Raw genomic sequence first — 16,791 nt, 5'->3', positions numbered from 1 at the left:
ACAAGGACGGCACCATGATGCTGCTCGGCGACGCCAAGAAGATGACCGAGGAAATCGTCAAGGCCATGGATCACTGACCCGGTCACATTGTCCGCATGAAGAAGCCCGGCTCGCCGGGCTTCTTCAGTTTTGGACTTGGGACGATGTTCAACGGCTGGTCAGGAACACGGCCTCCTCGTCGTCGCGCTGCCTGCCGCCGAGGGCGGCCGCGGCGCTGGCGATGAAGGCGCCGATGACCAGCGACAGGGCGCCGAGAAGCGCAAATGTGGCGCTCGCCTTCCTGGCGGTATCGGCCGCCTGCTGGGCCTTGGCCTTGGCGTCCTGCGCCTTTGCCAGCAGCGTATCGACACGCGTCTTGGCGTCTGCTTCCGACAGGCCGGTGCGTGCCGCGACCAGCTGCGACAGGTATGTCTTGTCCTCGGGCGAAACCTCGCCAGCCGCAGCGCTGGCGACCAGGATGCGCGATGCCTGCGCCGCCGCCGCCGCGTCGTTTTGCGGATTGGCTGCCGCCAGTCTCGCCGCGTCCGCCGGCCTGAACAACGAGTCCACCAGATAGGATGTGGCATTGTCCGTCGATGCCCCGCCTGCATTGGCCGATGCACCGGCCGAAGCGCCCTGGGCGGCGCCGGCGGCCACGCTGGATACAGCCTGGACGCCGGAACCCACAGCCGCCGACAGCGCCGAGCCGAGCACGCCGACGACCAGCAGCGTCGCCAGCGCCCATGCCAGGAAGCCATGAGCCGTATCCCGGAAATAAACCTCGTCGGTATGCACGCCCACCCATTTGGTGCGCAGCCGGCCGGCAAGATAGCCACCGAGGCCGGATGACAGCCATTGCACGACGATCAGCCACACCGCGGTCGAAACCGCGAAGCTGGTGATAGAGGCGCTTGAGCCCGACCATGGCGAGACCATGCTCAACCCCAGGCCGGAGCCGAGCAGCATCAGGATGAAGGTCAATGTCGAGGCGGCGAAGGCACCGGCGATGATCGGACCCCAGCTGATAGCGGTGGCGGACGATTCCACCGCGCCGGGATCATCCGTGATCGAAAGGGTGGACTGCATGACAGCCCCCTATCGCGCGAAAAGCATGATGAGAAGGATGATCGGGATTGGAACCCCGAGTAACCAGAGCAAGATGCCGCGTCCCATGGGAGCCTCCTTCGCCAGGAATTGTGATCGATACTGTCACAATGCTGGAAAGAAGCTTCCGTTCCGGCGGTTCGAATGAATCTCGCAAGGGAAACACTGGCGCGACCGACGCGCGCCAATGGTCCCGGGATGACTCCGGATTAAATGTCCAGATTGGCCACCGACAGCGCGTTGTCCTGGATGAACTCGCGCCGCGGCTCGACCTCGTCGCCCATCAGCCGCGAGAACAGGCTGTCGGCGTCGGTGGCGTCGTTCACCTTGACCTGCAGCAGCGAACGCACGTTCGGATCGAGCGTGGTTTCCCAAAGCTGCTCGGCGTTCATCTCGCCCAGGCCCTTGTAGCGTTGCATGGTCAGGCCCTTGCGGCCGGTCGCGAACACCGCGTTGAGCAGTGCCAACGGTCCCGAGATGGGTTCCGAGACATCCTTGCGGCGCAGCACGGGCGGCGCTCCATAGACGTCGCTGAGCCGCTGCGCGTAGCGGTCGAGCTGTCGCGCATCGGCTGAATTGATCAACGCCATATCGAGATGGGCGTATTCCTTGACGCTGCGCACCGTGCGTTCGAAGACATAGCCGCCGATACCCTCATTCGAAGTCGACATCCGGCCGGTCCAGCCGCGCTCGGTGTCCTCGGCAATGATGTCGAGACGTTGCGCGATCCGCTCCGCCATCGCATTGGCGCGGCCAAGATCGGCGACGATGTCGGCATTAAGCCCGCCGGCGATCGCCGCCTGCTCCACGACGCCTCTGTTGTAGCGCGTGTGCAGGCCGTTGATCAGCTGGCGCACGGCGAGCCCATCGTCGATCGCCGCCCGCAGGTCCTGTCCGGCGCGAACCTCGCCGGAGCCGAGCGTGAGCGAGGCTTCTTCCAGTCCCGAGCCGATCAGGAATTCCTCGAACGCGCTTTCGTTCTTGATGTATTGCGAGCTCTTGCCGCGCGTCACCTTATAAAGCGGCGGCTGGGCGATATAGAGATGGCCGCGTTCGATCAATTCCGGCATTTGCCGGAAGAAGAAGGTGAGCAGCAACGTCCTGATATGCGCGCCGTCGACATCGGCGTCGGTCATCAGGATGATCTTGTGGTAGCGCAGCTTGTCGGCGTTGAATTCGTCCTTGCCGATCGACGTGCCGAGCGCGGTGATCAGCGTGCCGATCATGTCGGAACTGAGCATGCGGTCGAAGCGGGCGCGCTCGACATTGAGGATCTTGCCGCGCAGCGGCAGGATGGCCTGGTTCTGGCGCGAGCGGCCGCCCTTGGCGGAGCCGCCGGCCGAGTCGCCCTCGACGATGAAGATCTCGGACTTCGCCGGATCGCGTTCCTGACAGTCGGCAAGCTTGCCGGGCAGCGAGGTGACGCCCAGCGAGGTCTTGCGGGTGATGTCGCGCGCCTTGCGCGCGGCCTCGCGCGCCGCCGCGGCCTGGATCACCTTCTCGACCACGACCTTGCCTTCGCTCGGATGTTCTTCGAGCCAGGTGCCGAGCGCCTCGTTGACCAGCCCTTCGACCACGGGCCGGACTTCCGAGGAGACCAGCTTGTCCTTGGTCTGCGAGGAGAATTTCGGGTCGGGAACCTTGACCGACAGTACTGCCGTCAGCCCCTCGCGGCAATCGTCGCCGATCAGCGAGACCTTTTCCTTCTTGGTCAGGCCCGAGGAATCGCCATATCCGGTGATCTGACGCGTCAGGGCGCCGCGAAAACCGGCGAGATGGGTGCCGCCGTCGCGCTGCGGGATGTTGTTGGTGAAGGCCAGCACATTCTCGTGGTAGCTGTCGTTCCACCACATGGCCACTTCGACGGTGATGCCGTCGCGCTCGGCCCTGATGGCGATCGGTTTGTCGATCAGCGGTTTCTTGACCCGGTCGAGATATTTGACGAATTCCTCCAGGCCGCCATCATAGTGCAGCTCATGCCGCACGACGTCGGCGTGGCGGGCGTCGGTCAGCACGATGCGCACGCCCGAATTCAGGAACGCAAGCTCGCGCAGCCGATGCTCCAGCGTGCCGAAATCGAATTCGACCATCGTGAAGGTCTCGGACGACGGAAAGAAGGTGATCTCGCTGCCGCTGCGGCCTTCATAGGTGCCGGGCTGCTTGTCCTGTTCATAGCTGCCGGTAACGCTCAGCGGCGCGTCGGCATTGCCGTGTGTGAAGCTCATCTCGAAGATCTTGCCATTGCGGCGGATCTTGAGCTTCAGCCAGGCCGACAGGGCGTTGACCACAGAGACGCCGACGCCGTGCAGGCCGCCGGACACTTTGTAGGAGTTCTGGTCGAACTTGCCGCCGGCATGCAGCTGCGTCATGATCACTTCGGCTGCCGAAATGCCTTCGCTGGGATGGATATCGGTGGGAATGCCGCGCCCATTGTCGATGACGGTGACCGAACCGTCGGGATTGAGCGTCACCGTGACGAGATCGGCATGACCGGCCAGTGCCTCGTCGATGGCGTTGTCGACGACCTCATAGACCATGTGATGCAGGCCCGAACCGTCATCGGTGTCGCCGATATACATGCCGGGCCGTTTGCGGACGGCATCCAAGCCCTTCAAAACCTTGATGGAATCTGCGCCGTATTCGGCTTCGGCGCCGTTGGCGTTCTCAGTCTGGTCGCTCATGAAAACCTGTTGTCTAGAGGCGGCTGGTGGAGCGCGAAAAATCGCCCCCGAATCGCGCTTTCAATATGGCCTAGATATAGGCGTTAAAGGTGGTTTTTCCAAGGTTTGCAGGCATTTCCGGGCGGAAAAGCGCACCGTCGGCCAGCTATTGGCGAGAGGCTTTGACCTTAGCCAGCCGGTCGCGCAGGAATTTTGATCGTGAACTTCTATCTTGGCGCCGGCTGCCGCGATGGCGGCCATCAAAAGCATCAGCAGCAAAGCGCATGGCAAACGCAGGCCGAACCGCCCACGGTTCGGTCGTTTGCCGACATTCCGCCTGTCTACGGCGCGGGCGAGCCGGCTTGCATCAGCCGGCGCGCATCGGCTTCAGCGCCTCGCTCCAGCGCAGCAACTCCTCCAGCATGGTTCTTGCCCCGCCCTGCACCTGCTCGCTCGCTTCGAAGGAGCCGTCGGTCCCCAGCAGCTTCTGGTACAGCGGCAGCGCGATGCCTTCCGGAACCGGCATGACGCCGACGGAGGTCAGCAGCGGCTTGAGCGCCTGTGCTGCGCGCAGGCCACCGGAAACGCCGCCATAGCTGAAGATGGCGGCGGGCTTGTATTTCCATTCGCGCGAGAGATAGTCGATCGCGTTCACGATGGCCGGTGCGACGAAGTAATTATATTCCGGTGCCACGAAGACGAAAGCGTCGGCGGCATCGACGGCCTTCGACCAGGCCTTGGTATGATCGTTCAGGTAGTTGCCGAGCCTGGGATGGTGCGGCTCGTCCAGCACCGGCAGATCGAAGGCGGCGATGTCGGTCAGCACCGGTTCGAACTTGCCGTGCTCGCGCGCGAACCGCTCCAGCCAGTGAGCGAAAACCGGCCCGGCCCGGCCCGGCCGGGTGCTGCCGATGATGATGTTCAACTGGTGCTTCAAGGCGGGCTCCTTCGATTGACGGTATCTGTTGGTGACTGTGACCTACGGCAGAGCGCCGTCATGGACAAGACCGCGCCGTTTGGCGAGCGGTCACAATCGGATGATGGGAGCATCGCTCCGTCCCGTCGGGGCACGGGCTTTTACCGTCAGGCCACATGGACGCGCCGTGCGTCAGTCACTACATCGAACGGAGGCAAGGACTAGCGCGACGCGCTTGCCAGCGGAGCAGCCATGGACACTCAGCCCGCCCCCTTCGTTCCGCCGGCGCCGAGGCCGCGCACATCGCCGCCCTCGACGCTGGAGATGATGCGCATCGTCTACCGCAACCCGCTCGAGCTGTGGGGAGAGCCGACCTACAACGAGCCCTGGATCTCGGTGAACGGCGTCGGTGGACCGCTGGTCATCGCCAATGACCCGGGCCTCATTCGCCATGTCCTGGTCGACAATGCCAGGAACTACAAGATGGCGACGGTGCGCCAGCTCATCCTGCGGCCGATCCTGCGCGACGGCTTGCTGACGGCCGAAGGCGAGGTCTGGAAGCGTTCGCGCAAGGCGATGGCGCCGGTGTTCACGCCGCGTCACATCTTTGGTTTCGCGGGACCGATGCTCAAGCGCACGCTTGAATTCGCCTCCCGCTACGAGGATGGCGGCATCTCCGACATTGCCCACGACATGACGCTGCTGACCTACGACATCCTGGCCGAGACGCTGTTCTCCGGGGAAATCGCGGGGGAGCCGGGCAGTTTCGCCAAGGAGATCGACCGGCTGTTCGAGACCATGGGCCGCGTCGATCCGCTAGACCTGCTGCGCGCGCCCGAATGGCTGCCGCGGCTTACCCGCATCCGCGGCCGCAAGACCATGGCCTATTTCCGCAAGATCGTCAGCAATACGGTCAAGATACGCGAACAGAGACTCAGGCGCGATGCCGATGCCGTGCCGCAGGATTTCCTGACCCTCCTGCTCAAGGCCGAGGGGCCGGACGGGCTGACACGCTCGGAAGTCGAGGACAACATCATCACCTTCATCGGTGCCGGCCATGAGACCACGGCGCGAGCCTTGGGCTGGACGCTCTATTGCCTGGCCGAGGCGCCATGGGAGCGGGAAAAGATCGAGCGCGAGATCGATGCCGTGCTGGCGCGCGAGCCCGATCCGACCAGATGGCTGGACGCCATGCCGCTCACCCGCGCCGCCTTCGACGAGGCGCTCAGGCTCTATCCGCCGGCGCCGTCGATCAACCGCGAGCCGATCGAGCCGGAGAACTGGAGGGATCTCCACATCCCGGGGCGCGCGGCCGTGCTGGTCATGCCTTGGGTCGTCCACCGTCACAGGAAGCTGTGGGACAGGCCGGACGCGTTCATGCCGGAGCGGTTCCATCCGGGCAACCGCGAAAAGATCGACCGCTTTCAGTATCTGCCGTTCGGCGCCGGGCCGCGCGTCTGCATCGGCGCCAGCTTCGCCATGCAGGAAGCGATCATCGCGCTCGCCGTCCTGCTGTCGCGTTTCCGCTTCGATTCCATCGCGCAAACCAGGCCGTGGCCAGTCCAGAAGCTGACCACCCAGCCGCAAGGCGGGCTGCCCATGCGGATCACTTCGCGCCTGTAATCGCCCGCCGTCGGCCTATGTTCAGACCGCCGGTTTTGCGCTGGAACTGGCCGGCCGCGCGAAAACGCCAGAGATAGCTTGGCAGGATCGTCCCGAGCGCATGCGGCTGGATGCCGAGGCCGGCGAGCGTGCGGTTGGCTTTGGCGGCCTCCTCCGACACGACATTATGCTCGCGCAATTGCAGCACCTGGTCCTTGGTCAGCAGCGGGTTGGGCAAGAGGCCCAGGATCGACGCCTGCAGGTTCGCCACCCACCACGGCACCGGAACCAGTAGGCGCTTGCGCTCGATCACCGCGAGCATTTCCTGCATGCTTTCCTTGAAAGTAAGCACCTGCGGGCCGCCAAGCTCGTAGATCTGACCGCCCTTGACCTTGCCATCGACCGAGCGCGCCACCGCTTCGGCGACGTCGCCGACATAGACCAGCTGGAACTTGGTGTGGCCGCCGCCGATCAGCGGCAGTGCCGGCGAATAACGCGCCATGTTGGCGAAGCGGTTGAAGAAACTATCTTCCGGTCCGAAATTGATCGACGGCCGCAGGATCACGGCGTCCTTGATCGTCTCCAGAACGGCCTTTTCACCAAGCGCCTTGGTGCGTGCATAGTTGGATGCGGCTTCCAGGTCGGCGCCCAGGGCCGAAATATGGGTCAGGCCGGCGCCCGCTGCGCGTGCCGCTTCGGCCACGGCGCGAGCGCCGAATTCGTGCACGGCCGTGAATTTCTGCCGCCCGCTCTCATGCAGCACGGCAACCAGGTTGACGACATGATCGGCGCCCTGCACGGCGCGATCGACCGACCAGCGCACGCGCACATTGGCCTGCACGGGCTGGATCTGGCCGACATTGCCGAGCGGCTGCAAATGGCCGGCGAGATCGGGCCGGCGGCAGGCGACCCTGATGCGATAGCCGCGCTTGGCCAAGGCCCGCACCACGTGGCGGCCGACAAAGCCCGACCCGCCGAAAATGACGACGAGCTTGGGGGTCTGCAGGATTTCGGTCATGGCTGGCTCCGGCGCTCGAAAGCTTGGCTGAAGCCGTTTCATAATCCGTTTCGCGTCAAACGCAAAGGGTGACGCGTCGTCGCTGTGAAGCGGCTTTCCCAGGAAAAACAGCTTGGGAATTGCATCAGGACAAATGCGCTTCAGAACGCCTTGCCTGACGCAGAAAACCCCGCCGAGGCGGGGTTTTCCGGATGACATCCATGCGAAGCCAGGGGCCGACGGAGCGGCCTGACCTGAGACGGTATCAGGAGGGCGTGAAGCAAGTACGCCCACCCCAGCCCTGGACATCCGACATGGTGCCACCGGCCTTCTTGCAGGCCGCGATGAAATCGGCGCTGCAACTGGCGAATTTCGCGTGACCGTTCTTGCAATAGTGGTCCTCGGTAGCGCCGCCGCCCGGCGCGGCAATGACGCCTGGACTGGACGGCTTGACCGGCGCGGCCTTCAGGTTGGCCGCCTGGGTCGCGCCCATGAACGAGCCGAGGAGAAGGACTGCGGTCAGAATGGTTGTCTTGGTGCTGGTCATGGTGGTATCCTTTCATTGAGGTTGGGCTTTCCGGGACGCGAAGGGCATGCCTTGGCGTGGAGCAGGTTTCGATGTGACTTGCTGTTCCCCCGGTCTGAATCGGGCAAGCTCATCCTGCCCTGGACAGGCATTGGTCGCCCCGACGCTCGAAAAGGTTCAGACCGCGCGCGAAAAAAACACGCATGGCCATGCCGCGGGCAGGCGCCGGCAGCTGATGAGCTGAAAAGAAGAATTTAGTTCAGGCCGAATAGCGCTCGGCGAATTCGGAAATGCGCTGCACCACGGCCTTGGAGACCTTGATGCCCCGTGCCGCGGCCTTCTCCGCCGCCTCGGCCCGGGAGCGGCCCGGTATGTGCACGCCGTAGCGCCGGCGCAGCCGGTCGAGCTGATCCTTCATCCGCTGCTCGAAATCCGGATCGAGCAGCTTGGGCTCGACGGCCAGCACGAACAGGCCGGTGCCGGGATTGTCCGGGCCGCCGGTGAACCAGGGCGCATCGAGCGACCAGTTTGCCCCCGACAGACCCGCCGCCAGCACCTCGACCATCAGCGCGATGTTGGCGCCGCGCTGGCCACCGAAGGCGAGCATGGCCCCCTTCATGGCTGCGGCCGGATCTGTAGTGGGATTGCCGCTGGCATCGAGCGCCCAGCCTTCGGGGATCTTCTTGCCGTCCTCGGCCGCCTTGCGGATATTGACGAAGGCGGTGGCGCTCGACGACTGGTCGATGACCAGCGGCGGACCGTCGGCGGCGGGTGCGGCGAAGGACATCGGGTTGGTGCAATAGACCGGCTTGACCGAGCCCGAACCGGCAAGCACGGCGGGACCGTTGGTGGCGGCGAAGGAGACTAGCCCCTGCGCTGCCAGCCTTCCGGTAAAGTAGCCGAGGGCGCCGCATGTATAGGCATTCTTCTGCGAAAAGATGGCGACGCCGAACAGTCTTGCCGCCTTGGCGAGCTCGTCGAGCGTGCGGTCGAAGCCGGTATGCGCCAGCCCGCCTTGCGCATCGGAAAGATAGACTGCTAGCGCCGGCCGGGTGATCACCGGCTCGGCATTGCCGTCGATGCGGCCGGCCTCCAGCGCTTCGAGATAGTCGATGAAATGCGACAGCCCGATGGTCGAGAGTCCTTCCGCCTCGGCCGATATGATCGAGGCGGTGAGCGATTGCGCCGCTTCCTCGTTGGCGCCCGCACCCAGCGCCGCCATGCGGCACAGCCCGGTTGCCTGTTCGAGACTGAGTTGCATGGCGACTGCCTTTAGTGAGTGGTGAGTAGTGAGTAGTCAGCAATGGGTGGTGGCGACTAGCCACTTCCTACTCACTAACCCCTACTCACTAGGTCCCTAGCCGATCTTGTTCGGAATCCGCGCCTCGATCCTGCCGAAGGCGAAGACCAGAATGCCGGTGATCGCCATATAGATCAAGGCAAGCAGCAGCAAGGGCTCATAGGTGAGGTAAGTGTCCTGTCTGACTTTCGACGAAACGGCGAAGATGTCGATGACGCTGATGGTAGCCACCAGCGGCGTCGATTTCAACTGCAGCACGGTTTCCCCCGTCAGCGTCGGCAGCGCCCGGTAGAAGGCCTGCGGCAGCCAGATACGCCGGAAGATCTTCCAGCGGCTCATGCCGAACGCACGTGCGGCTTCGAGCTGCCCCTTCGGCACGCCGGCAAAGGCGCCGCGCATCACTTCGCCCTCGTAACCCGCGAACGAGAGCGTCAGCGCCAGGACGGCGTAAGGCCATGCCTGCCTGAGATAGGGCCACATCCAGGATTCCCGGATCCACGGATATTGCGGAAACAACGAACCCAGCCCGTAGTAAAGCAGCCACAGCTGTAACAGCAGCGGCGTTCCCCTGATGATGGTGCAGAAGATCTTCGCCGGCGCCGCGAACCAGATCGGGCCGCCAGCCTGTGCCAATCCGACCGGCACGGCGATCAGGAAGCCCAACAGACAGGTGACGGCCAGGATCCACAGCGCGCGCCAGATGCCGAGCAGGGCCAGGCCGTAATATTGCGGCAGCCAGTCCCAGCGCATGAAGAACGCAGCGGACAGCACCAGCCCCAGCGCAATCAGGATCAGCACGATGCGATGCGGTTGCAGCCAGAGCGAGGCGCGAGCCGCGCTGTTGATGATGGCCGCTTCGCTCGCCATCAGTGTGCTTCCTTGATCGAAGGCATGCCGCGCCGCGCCCATTTCTCGACGCGACCAAGAATGAGGTTCGAAAACAGCGTCACGGCCAGATAGAGCATGCCGGCCGCGAGATAGAATATCAGATAGGCCTTGGTGACGCCCGCCGCCTGCCGCGTCGCCAACGTCAATTCGAAGAAGCCGACCACGGCCAGCAGCGCCGTATCCTTGGTGGCGATCAGCCAGAGATTGGCGAGACCTGGAATGGCGAAGGGCAGCATTGCCGGCAACGTGATGCGCCGCAAGAGAAGGCCGGGAGACATGCCGTAAGCGCGGGCGGCCTCGATCTGGCCTTGTGGGACGGCAAGGATGGCGCCGCGTATGACCTCGGTCGAGTAGGCGCCTTGGACGAAACCGAGCACCGCGATGCCGGCCACCAGCCCGCTGATGTCGATGCGTTGATAGCCCATGGCGGTCAGCATCTGGTTTATCAGGTCGGTACCGGCGTAGTAGAGGAGCAGGATCAGCACCAGTTCCGGTACCGCGCGCACGATGGTCGTGTAGACCGCCAGCAGGTCGCGCACCACGGGGCCGCCATAAAGCTTGCCATAGGCACCGCCGGTTCCGATCAACAGTCCGACGATCGTGGCGCCGACGGCGATCTCAAGCGAATGCAGCAGCCCAAGCATGAGCGTCCCGCCCCAGCCGACGGGCGCGGGCGACAGGAGTTCGATAATGCCGGCCGCAGAGGCCGGAAGAAATGAATCGATCAGCTTCGCCCCCGGATTGCTGGCTCAATCCGCCGGCGCAAGCCGCCGGCGGCAAGGGTGCGTGGGAAAGGTCGGGTTGGAGGACTTGGCGTCAGCGCCTTGTCTTCCAGCCCATGCGAAGGTCGTCAGTCCGACTGCGTGGCATCGCCACGTCAGTCCGACTGCGTGGCGATGCTACGTCAGTCCGGCTGCGTGGCATCGCCACGTCAGTTCGACTGCGCGCCGCTGCCACCATATATGTCGAAATCGAAGTATTTCTTCGAGATCTCGTCATACTTGCCATTGGCGCGGATCGCCTTGATGCCGGCGTTGATCTTTTCCTTCAGCTCGGTGTCTTCCTTGCGCACGCCGGCGCCAACGCCCGGTCCGAGCACTTCGTCGTCCGGAGCCACCATGCCCTTCAGGTCGCAGCAGGCCTTGCCCTGGTCGGTCTTGAGGAACTCGCCAAGCGCGATGGAATCGGCCTGCACCGCATCGAGGCGCCCGGCGGCAAGGTCGTTGTTGGCCTCGTCCTGCGTCTGGTACTCCTTGATCTCGGATGCCGTGGCGCCGAAATGCTTCTTGGCGTAGACGGCATGCACGGTCGATACCTGGACGCCCAGGATCTTGCCCTTGAGATCGTCCGGCGCGGAGCCGAATTTCTGGTCCTTCGGTCCGATGATCGCCGTCGGCGTGTTGTAGTACTTATCCGAGAAGTCGATCGTCTTCTTGCGTTCGTCGGTGATCGACATCGAAGAGACGATAAGGTCGATCTTCTTGGTGGTCAGCGCCGGGATGATGCCGTCCCAGGCGACGGGCGTGATGACGCAGTCGAGCTTCTCCTCGGCGCAGACGGCGTCGATGAACTCGATCTCCCAGCCGACCCATTTGCCCGAAGCATCCGGCGAGGTGAACGGCGGATACGGCTCGGCGGCGATGCCGATCTTGACCGGATCGGCCTTGGCTACGCCCATGGCGGCGACGCCGAGCAGCAGCGCTGCGGCGAACGTCTTCAGAACAGTCTTCATTTCACGACTCCCAGTTTGTTGTTGGTTCCCGGTTTTCTTCCGCCCTCGGTTTGCTAGCCGATGTTGCGAATGAATTGCTTGAGCCTTTCGGATCTGGGCGCGCCGAAGATCTGCTCCGGCGGGCCTTCCTCCTCGACCAGTCCATTGTAGAGATAGACGACATGCGTCGCGACCTCGCGCGCGAACTTCATCTCGTGGGTGACCAGCACCATGGTGCGGCCTTCGCGCGCCAGATCGCCGATCACTCTAAGCACCTCGCCGACCAGTTCGGGGTCGAGCGCCGAGGTCGGTTCGTCGAACAGCATGACGCGCGGATTGATCGCCAATGCGCGAGCGATCGCGGCGCGCTGCTGCTGGCCGCCCGACAGGTAGGCCGGATAGACATCCCGCTTTTCGGCGAGGCCGACGCGGACGAGCAGTTTTTCGGCCTGGGCGATCGCCGCGTCGCGCTTGACGCCCAGCACATGCACGGGAACCTCGATGACGTTCTCGATCAGCGTCATGTGGCTCCACAGATTGAAATTCTGGAACACCATGCCGAGCTTGGAGCGGATGCGTTCGATCTGCCTGCGGTCGGCCGGCACGGTATGGCCGTGGCTGTCCGCCTTCAGCTTGATCTCCTCGCCATTGACGCGAATGATGCCGCTGGTCGGATTCTCCAGGCAGTTGATGCAGCGCAACAGCGTCGATTTGCCTGAGCCCGAACCGCCGATGATGGCGATGACCTCGCCGTCGCGCGCCGACAGCGAGACGCCCTTCAGCACGTGCAGCTCACCGAATTTCTTGTGCAGGTTCTCGACGTGGATGGCTTCGGCGGCGCCATTTTGCGCCTCACCGGATGGGGCTGCGGCAACTCCCGCCGTGCTCAACAGGTGACCTCCGTGTAGTCGATGGCAGCTCGTCGAACGTCTACCCGGCTAATCAACATACGCTGTACTGCCCCGCTCCAGACTTCAGCATGGACCCAACTGCGCGAGCCCGTCAATCCCGCTCATTACGGCACTTGCGGCCTTGTTGTGCAAGTGTATAAATAGCCTTTCATGAAATTTTCTCGATTTTTTTCAGCTAAAAAGGGCACCGATGAGCGCTTTCGGATCACAGTCCATGGCGGCGACGCTGCGGCGCGTGCTGATGCGGTCGGCGGCCAACGCCATGCGCGACGCCGACAGATCTGCCTGGCACTATGGCCCGGGGTTCAATCCGGCGAAAGCTGCCTCGCAGCACGCGGCCCTTGCTGAGTTGGTAGCGGCTTCCGGCGCTGAAATCGAATGGATCGAAGACAAGGCCGACGGACTTTCGGATTCGGTGTTCACGCACGACCCATCGCTGATGACCGGTCGCGGCGCGCTGATCCTGTCCATGGGTAAGCCACTACGCGCCAGGGAGCCCTCGCTGCATGAGGAAACCTACACAAGGCTGGGCATTCCGATCCTCGGCCGCGTCGAGGCTCCCGGTCAGGTCGAAGGCGGTGATTGTGTCTGGGTAGACGCCCGCACGCTGGCGATCGGGCGCGGTGTCCGCTCCAACCAGGAAGGCATCCAGCAGGTTTCCAACCTGCTGACGCCGCTGGGCGTTTCCGTCTACGGCTTTGATCTGCCGCTGTGGCAGGGCGAAGAGGCGTGCCTGCATCTGATGTCGGTGATCAGCCCGTTGGCGGACGACCTCGCGCTGGTTTATTCGCCGCTTTTGCCGGCCCCGTTCTATCAGCACGCGGCATCCGGCTGGTCGAAGGCGATGCCGAGGAGTTCGCTGCTTCCAACGGCCTCAGCCTTAACGTACTGCCGACCAGCCCGCTCAATGTCATTGCCGTTGCAGGCTTTCCCAAGACCAAGGCCGCGATGGAGGCCGTCGGCTGCATGGTTGAAGTCTTCGAGGCGGATGCGCTCTGCATCGCCTGCGAAGGTGGGCCGACATGCCTGACGCGGCCGATCCTGCGCCAATGAATGCGCCATCCCGCCGCAAGTTCCGTCGCGAGGGCGAGGAGCGGCGGCGGCAGGATCTGATCGAGGCGACTCTGGACAGCGTGGCCGAACATGGGCTGCAGGGCGCCACCTTGCGCACCATCGCATTGCGGGCCGGCGTTACCGCCGGGCTGATCCGGCACTATTTCCCCGGCAAGGAAGAATTGCTGCAGGAGGCCTATACGGCACTGGTCGGCCGCATGACCGAGCAGGCGAAAGCAGCATTGGTCATGGAAGATGCCTCGCCGCGGCAACGCCTTGCGGCTTTCGTCACCGCCAACCTCAACGCGCCGATCATCGACGCGCGGGTTTTTTCGCTCTGGGCAACCTTCATCGGCCGCGCCGGTGCGGATCCGACCCTGGCCCGTGCCCACCGCGAAGGCTATCTCGGCTTTCGCAACGAGGTGGAGGCGGTTGTGGCCGAAGTGCTCGCCGCCGAACAGTGCAAGCCGGACGCAAGCCAGTTGCGCCACCATGCCATCGCGATCAACGCGATCATCGACGGACTCTGGATCGAAGGCTGCCTGGCCGGCGAGATGTTCTCGCCCGGCGAATTGGCGGCGATTGGGATCAAGGCTGTCGAAGCCGAGCTCGGCCTCGAGCCGGAAAGGGGAGAACACTAATGACCACCATTGGCGAAGCGTTGATTTCACTGCTCGAGGCGCATGGCGTCGACACCGTGTTCGGTATTCCCGGCGTCCACACGGTCGAGCTTTATCGCGGGTTGGCGCGTTCGAGGATCCGCCATGTCACGCCGCGCCACGAGCAGGGCGCGGGCTTCATGGCCGACGGCTATGCGCGCGCCGGCGGCCGGCCGGGCGTCGCCTTCGTCATCACCGGCCCGGGTCTGACCAACACCATCACCGCCATGGCACAGGCGCGCGCCGATTCGGTGCCGATGCTGGTAATCTCGGGCGTCAACGCCACGCCGACGCTTGGCAAGGGCCTGGGCTTCCTGCACGAGCTGCCGGACCAGCGCGGCATGATGGAAAAGGTGGCGCTGTTTTCGCAACGCATCACCGAGGCCGGCGAACTGCCCGGCGCGCTCGCCCGTGCCTTCGCGCTGTTTTCCTCGTCGCGGCCGGGCCCGGTGCATATCGAGATTCCGACCGACGTCATGGTCAAGCCTGCCGATGGGATCGCGGCGGTGCTGAGCAATGCCGCGCCACCGGCTGCCGGGGCGACGGCCATCGCCGCGGCGGCCAGCCTTTGTGCGGCGGCTCGGCACCCGCTCATCCTGGCCGGCGGCGGCGCCAAGCGCGCCGAGGATGCGCTGCGGCGCCTGGCCGAAAGGCTGGGCGCGCCGGTCGTCGAGACGACCAATGCGCGCGGCCTGCTCCACCGCCATCCGCTCTGCGTACCGGCCAGTCCCAGCCTGAAAGCCATCCGCGCGCTGATGGGCGAGGCCGATCTGGTCATTGCCGCCGGCACCGAGTTCGGCCCGACCGATTATGACGGCTATGGCGATGGCGGATTTGTCCTGCCGGCCAATCTGATCCGCATCGACATCGGCGCCGATCAGCTGGCGCGCCGTCCGGCGACGGTGGCCATCCAGGCCGACTGCGCCGAGGCGATCGAAGCCTTGCTTGCCGCGCTCGGCTCGGTCGACGCGGGCAGGCAGGACGGGAAGAACCGCGCCGCGGCGGCGCGAAAGGCGGCTCGCGCCGAACTGACCCCCGTCCATGCGGCGCAGGTCCACGCGGTGGAAGCCATCCGCGACGCCCTGCCGGGCGCGATCATCGTCGGCGACTCCACCCAGCCCGTCTACGCCGCCAACCTCTATTACGATCACGACCGGCCGGGCGGCTGGTTCAACGCCGCCACCGGCTTCGGCGCGCTGGGCTACGGCCCGCCGGCGGCGGTGGGCGCGGCGCTCGCCATGCCAGACGCGCCGATCGTCTGCCTCACCGGCGACGGTGGCTTCCAGTTCACCTTACCCGAGCTTGGCGCGGCGCTTGATGCCGCGGCACCCGTTATCTTCGTCGTCTGGAATAACAGGGGCTATCGCGAGATCGAGACTTCGATGCTCGACGTCGGCGTGGAACCCGTCGGCGTGTCCCCGGCACCGCCGGATTTCTGCAAACTGGCCGAGGCCTATGGCATCGGCGCCGAACGGATCGCCGATACCGGCGCCTTACCACTCGCGCTGAAGCGCGCCCGGGCAACGGGGTTGCCGCGCGTCATCGAAATCACGGTCGAGTGAAGCTTCACGCCGGCGTCGATTTTCCTACTTGCATCGTGGTCATTCGCCGGCTTGGCTTTTGCGCGGCAACAATCGCCGCTGCCCGACACATGCAAAGACGCGACGGCTGCCATGTCGAGATATCAATTGAGTGATCGCACGAAAGGCGCGACGCTTCGCGTCGGCGCGGCGAAACAAGCGACATAATCAAAAAAAGACAGGAGCGGTCCAGGATGACGGAAACACTTCGGGGCAGGCACATCGTTGTGACCGGTGGGACCGGTGCGCTCGGCGGCGCGGTCGTCGGCAAGCTGCTGGGCGAGGGCGCGGTCTGCCATGTGCCGAACGCCCATGCCGCGGCACCTTCGCATTTCCCTTTCACCACCCACGAGAACGTCAGGCTGGCACACAATGTCGACCTGTCGGACTCCGCCAAGGTCGAAGCCTTCTATGCCCAGGTTCCCGCCCTGTGGGGATCGATCCATCTGGCCGGCGGCTTTGCCAAGGCGCCTGTGGAGAAGATCGAATCCGCCTCCTTTGCCGAGATGATGGATACCAATGCCCGCACCGCGTTCCTGTGCAGCCGTGCGGCGGTGCGCTCGATGCTGGCGGCGGGCACCGCCGGCCGCGTCGTCAATGTCACGGCACGCGCCGGGCTCGATCCGCGCCGCGGCTCGGGCATGGTCGCCTATGCCGCCTCCAAAGCAGCGGTCGCGGCGATGACGGTGGCGATGGCGGAAGAGCTGAAGCACCAGTGCATCCTGGTCAATGCGGTGGCCCCCTCGACGCTCGACACGCCGGCCAACCGTGCCGACATGCCGGATGCCGATTTCAGCAAATGGGTCAGCCTTGAAGCGGCGGCCGAGGCCATCGCCTACCTTGCCTCGCCCGCCAACCAGGCGATGAGCGGCACGCTGGTGCCGCTCTACGGTCGCGCATAACGC

14 protein-coding genes and 1 pseudogene are annotated in these 16,791 nt (G+C 64.5%); 5 read left to right on the top strand and 10 right to left on the bottom strand.

Annotated features, from left to right (window positions below; all coding sequences use genetic code 11):
- Positions 1 to 147: 147 nt before the first annotated feature.
- The 3 genes from LB545_RS17005 to LB545_RS16995 form a co-directional block, all read right to left on the bottom strand.
- Complete coding sequence (locus LB545_RS17005) at positions 148 to 1,065, bottom strand: hypothetical protein (protein ID WP_140497276.1); 918 nt, start codon at positions 1,063 to 1,065, stop codon at positions 148 to 150.
- A 227-nt stretch (positions 1,066 to 1,292) separates the two neighbouring features.
- Positions 1,293 to 3,764: a DNA topoisomerase (ATP-hydrolyzing) subunit B gene (gyrB, locus tag LB545_RS17000; RefSeq protein WP_224705507.1), complete on the bottom strand. Its 2,472-nt coding sequence runs from the start codon at positions 3,762 to 3,764 to the stop codon at positions 1,293 to 1,295.
- 346 nt (positions 3,765 to 4,110) lie between these two features.
- The gene (locus tag LB545_RS16995) at positions 4,111 to 4,680 is read right to left on the bottom strand and encodes an NADPH-dependent FMN reductase (protein ID WP_140497272.1); all 570 of its coding nucleotides are present in this window, start codon (positions 4,678 to 4,680) and stop codon (positions 4,111 to 4,113) included.
- 231 nt (positions 4,681 to 4,911) lie between these two features.
- Between LB545_RS16995 and LB545_RS16990 the strand changes: the two genes are divergently transcribed.
- Positions 4,912 to 6,282 carry a cytochrome P450 gene (locus LB545_RS16990; protein ID WP_140512865.1) on the top strand — a complete coding sequence of 457 codons (1,371 nt, stop codon included), beginning with the start codon at positions 4,912 to 4,914 and terminating at the stop codon, positions 6,280 to 6,282.
- Here the strand turns inward: LB545_RS16990 and LB545_RS16985 are convergent.
- From LB545_RS16985 to LB545_RS16955, 7 genes are all read right to left on the bottom strand, one after another.
- Entirely contained in the window at positions 6,266 to 7,279 is a 1,014-nt protein-coding gene (locus tag LB545_RS16985) for a complex I NDUFA9 subunit family protein (RefSeq protein ID WP_140512867.1), read from the bottom strand. The two genes, LB545_RS16990 and LB545_RS16985, sit on opposite strands and share 17 nt — an antisense overlap.
- 244 nt (positions 7,280 to 7,523) lie before the next feature.
- Complete coding sequence (locus tag LB545_RS16980) at positions 7,524 to 7,805, bottom strand: hypothetical protein (protein WP_224705505.1); 282 nt, start codon at positions 7,803 to 7,805, stop codon at positions 7,524 to 7,526.
- A 238-nt stretch (positions 7,806 to 8,043) separates the two neighbouring features.
- Positions 8,044 to 9,045: an Ldh family oxidoreductase gene (locus LB545_RS16975; RefSeq protein ID WP_224705504.1), complete on the bottom strand. Its 1,002-nt coding sequence runs from the start codon at positions 9,043 to 9,045 to the stop codon at positions 8,044 to 8,046.
- Between the two features lie 96 nt (positions 9,046 to 9,141).
- Positions 9,142 to 9,951, bottom strand: a complete 810-nt coding sequence (locus LB545_RS16970) for an ABC transporter permease (protein WP_140512871.1) — start codon at positions 9,949 to 9,951, stop codon at positions 9,142 to 9,144.
- Positions 9,951 to 10,616: an ABC transporter permease gene (locus tag LB545_RS16965; protein ID WP_140512873.1), complete on the bottom strand. Its 666-nt coding sequence runs from the start codon at positions 10,614 to 10,616 to the stop codon at positions 9,951 to 9,953. The genes LB545_RS16970 and LB545_RS16965 overlap by 1 nt, the downstream gene beginning before the upstream one ends.
- A 287-nt stretch (positions 10,617 to 10,903) precedes the next feature.
- Positions 10,904 to 11,704, bottom strand: a complete 801-nt coding sequence (locus LB545_RS16960; RefSeq protein WP_140512875.1) for a transporter substrate-binding domain-containing protein — start codon at positions 11,702 to 11,704, stop codon at positions 10,904 to 10,906.
- Positions 11,705 to 11,757: 53 nt separating this feature from the next.
- Positions 11,758 to 12,573 (bottom strand): ABC transporter ATP-binding protein, encoded by an 816-nt coding sequence (locus tag LB545_RS16955; RefSeq protein ID WP_140497256.1) that lies wholly within the window; start codon positions 12,571 to 12,573, stop codon positions 11,758 to 11,760.
- A gap of 211 nt (positions 12,574 to 12,784) precedes the next feature.
- On the opposite strand from LB545_RS16955, the pseudogene LB545_RS16950 reads away from it, so the two are divergent.
- The 4 genes and pseudogenes from LB545_RS16950 (at position 12,785) to LB545_RS16935 (ending at position 16,788) form a co-directional block, all read left to right on the top strand.
- Positions 12,785 to 13,647 (top strand): annotated as a pseudogene (locus LB545_RS16950) (dimethylarginine dimethylaminohydrolase family protein).
- Complete coding sequence (locus LB545_RS16945) at positions 13,617 to 14,288, top strand: TetR family transcriptional regulator C-terminal domain-containing protein (protein WP_140497252.1); 672 nt, start codon at positions 13,617 to 13,619, stop codon at positions 14,286 to 14,288. Before LB545_RS16950 ends, LB545_RS16945 begins: the two are co-directional and overlap by 31 nt.
- Positions 14,288 to 15,868 (top strand): 5-guanidino-2-oxopentanoate decarboxylase, encoded by a 1,581-nt coding sequence (locus LB545_RS16940; RefSeq protein WP_140556907.1) that lies wholly within the window; start codon positions 14,288 to 14,290, stop codon positions 15,866 to 15,868. Before LB545_RS16945 ends, LB545_RS16940 begins: the two co-directional genes overlap by 1 nt.
- 212 nt (positions 15,869 to 16,080) lie before the next feature.
- Positions 16,081 to 16,788, top strand: a complete 708-nt coding sequence (locus LB545_RS16935; RefSeq protein WP_224705502.1) for an SDR family NAD(P)-dependent oxidoreductase — start codon at positions 16,081 to 16,083, stop codon at positions 16,786 to 16,788.
- Positions 16,789 to 16,791: the final 3 nt, after the last annotated feature.

Origin of the sequence: Mesorhizobium sp. BR1-1-6 (genome assembly GCF_020165355.1) — a bacterium.
Lineage (GTDB): Bacteria > Pseudomonadota > Alphaproteobacteria > Rhizobiales > Rhizobiaceae > Mesorhizobium.
The sequence above is the reverse complement of the archived record's forward strand: the minus strand, read 5'-3'. Positions and strand labels throughout refer to the sequence as shown.

What these genes read in the sequence shown, in the direction of transcription:
- LB545_RS16935 (WP_224705502.1), top strand. Translation starts at nt 16,081, where the DNA reads ATGACGGAAACACTTCGGGGCAGGCACATCGTTGTGACCGGTGGGACC.
- LB545_RS17005 (WP_140497276.1), bottom strand. Translation starts at nt 1,065, where the DNA reads ATGCAGTCCACCCTTTCGATCACGGATGATCCCGGCGCGGTGGAATCG.
- LB545_RS16965 (WP_140512873.1), bottom strand. Translation starts at nt 10,616, where the DNA reads ATGCTTGGGCTGCTGCATTCGCTTGAGATCGCCGTCGGCGCCACGATC.
- LB545_RS16985 (WP_140512867.1), bottom strand. Translation starts at nt 7,279, where the DNA reads ATGACCGAAATCCTGCAGACCCCCAAGCTCGTCGTCATTTTCGGCGGG.
- LB545_RS16960 (WP_140512875.1), bottom strand. Translation starts at nt 11,704, where the DNA reads ATGAAGACTGTTCTGAAGACGTTCGCCGCAGCGCTGCTGCTCGGCGTC.
- gyrB (WP_224705507.1), bottom strand. Translation starts at nt 3,764, where the DNA reads ATGAGCGACCAGACTGAGAACGCCAACGGCGCCGAAGCCGAATACGGC.
- LB545_RS16945 (WP_140497252.1), top strand. Translation starts at nt 13,617, where the DNA reads ATGCCTGACGCGGCCGATCCTGCGCCAATGAATGCGCCATCCCGCCGC.
- LB545_RS16980 (WP_224705505.1), bottom strand. Translation starts at nt 7,805, where the DNA reads ATGACCAGCACCAAGACAACCATTCTGACCGCAGTCCTTCTCCTCGGC.
- LB545_RS16970 (WP_140512871.1), bottom strand. Translation starts at nt 9,951, where the DNA reads ATGGCGAGCGAAGCGGCCATCATCAACAGCGCGGCTCGCGCCTCGCTC.
- LB545_RS16940 (WP_140556907.1), top strand. Translation starts at nt 14,288, where the DNA reads ATGACCACCATTGGCGAAGCGTTGATTTCACTGCTCGAGGCGCATGGC.
- LB545_RS16975 (WP_224705504.1), bottom strand. Translation starts at nt 9,045, where the DNA reads ATGCAACTCAGTCTCGAACAGGCAACCGGGCTGTGCCGCATGGCGGCG.
- LB545_RS16990 (WP_140512865.1), top strand. Translation starts at nt 4,912, where the DNA reads ATGGACACTCAGCCCGCCCCCTTCGTTCCGCCGGCGCCGAGGCCGCGC.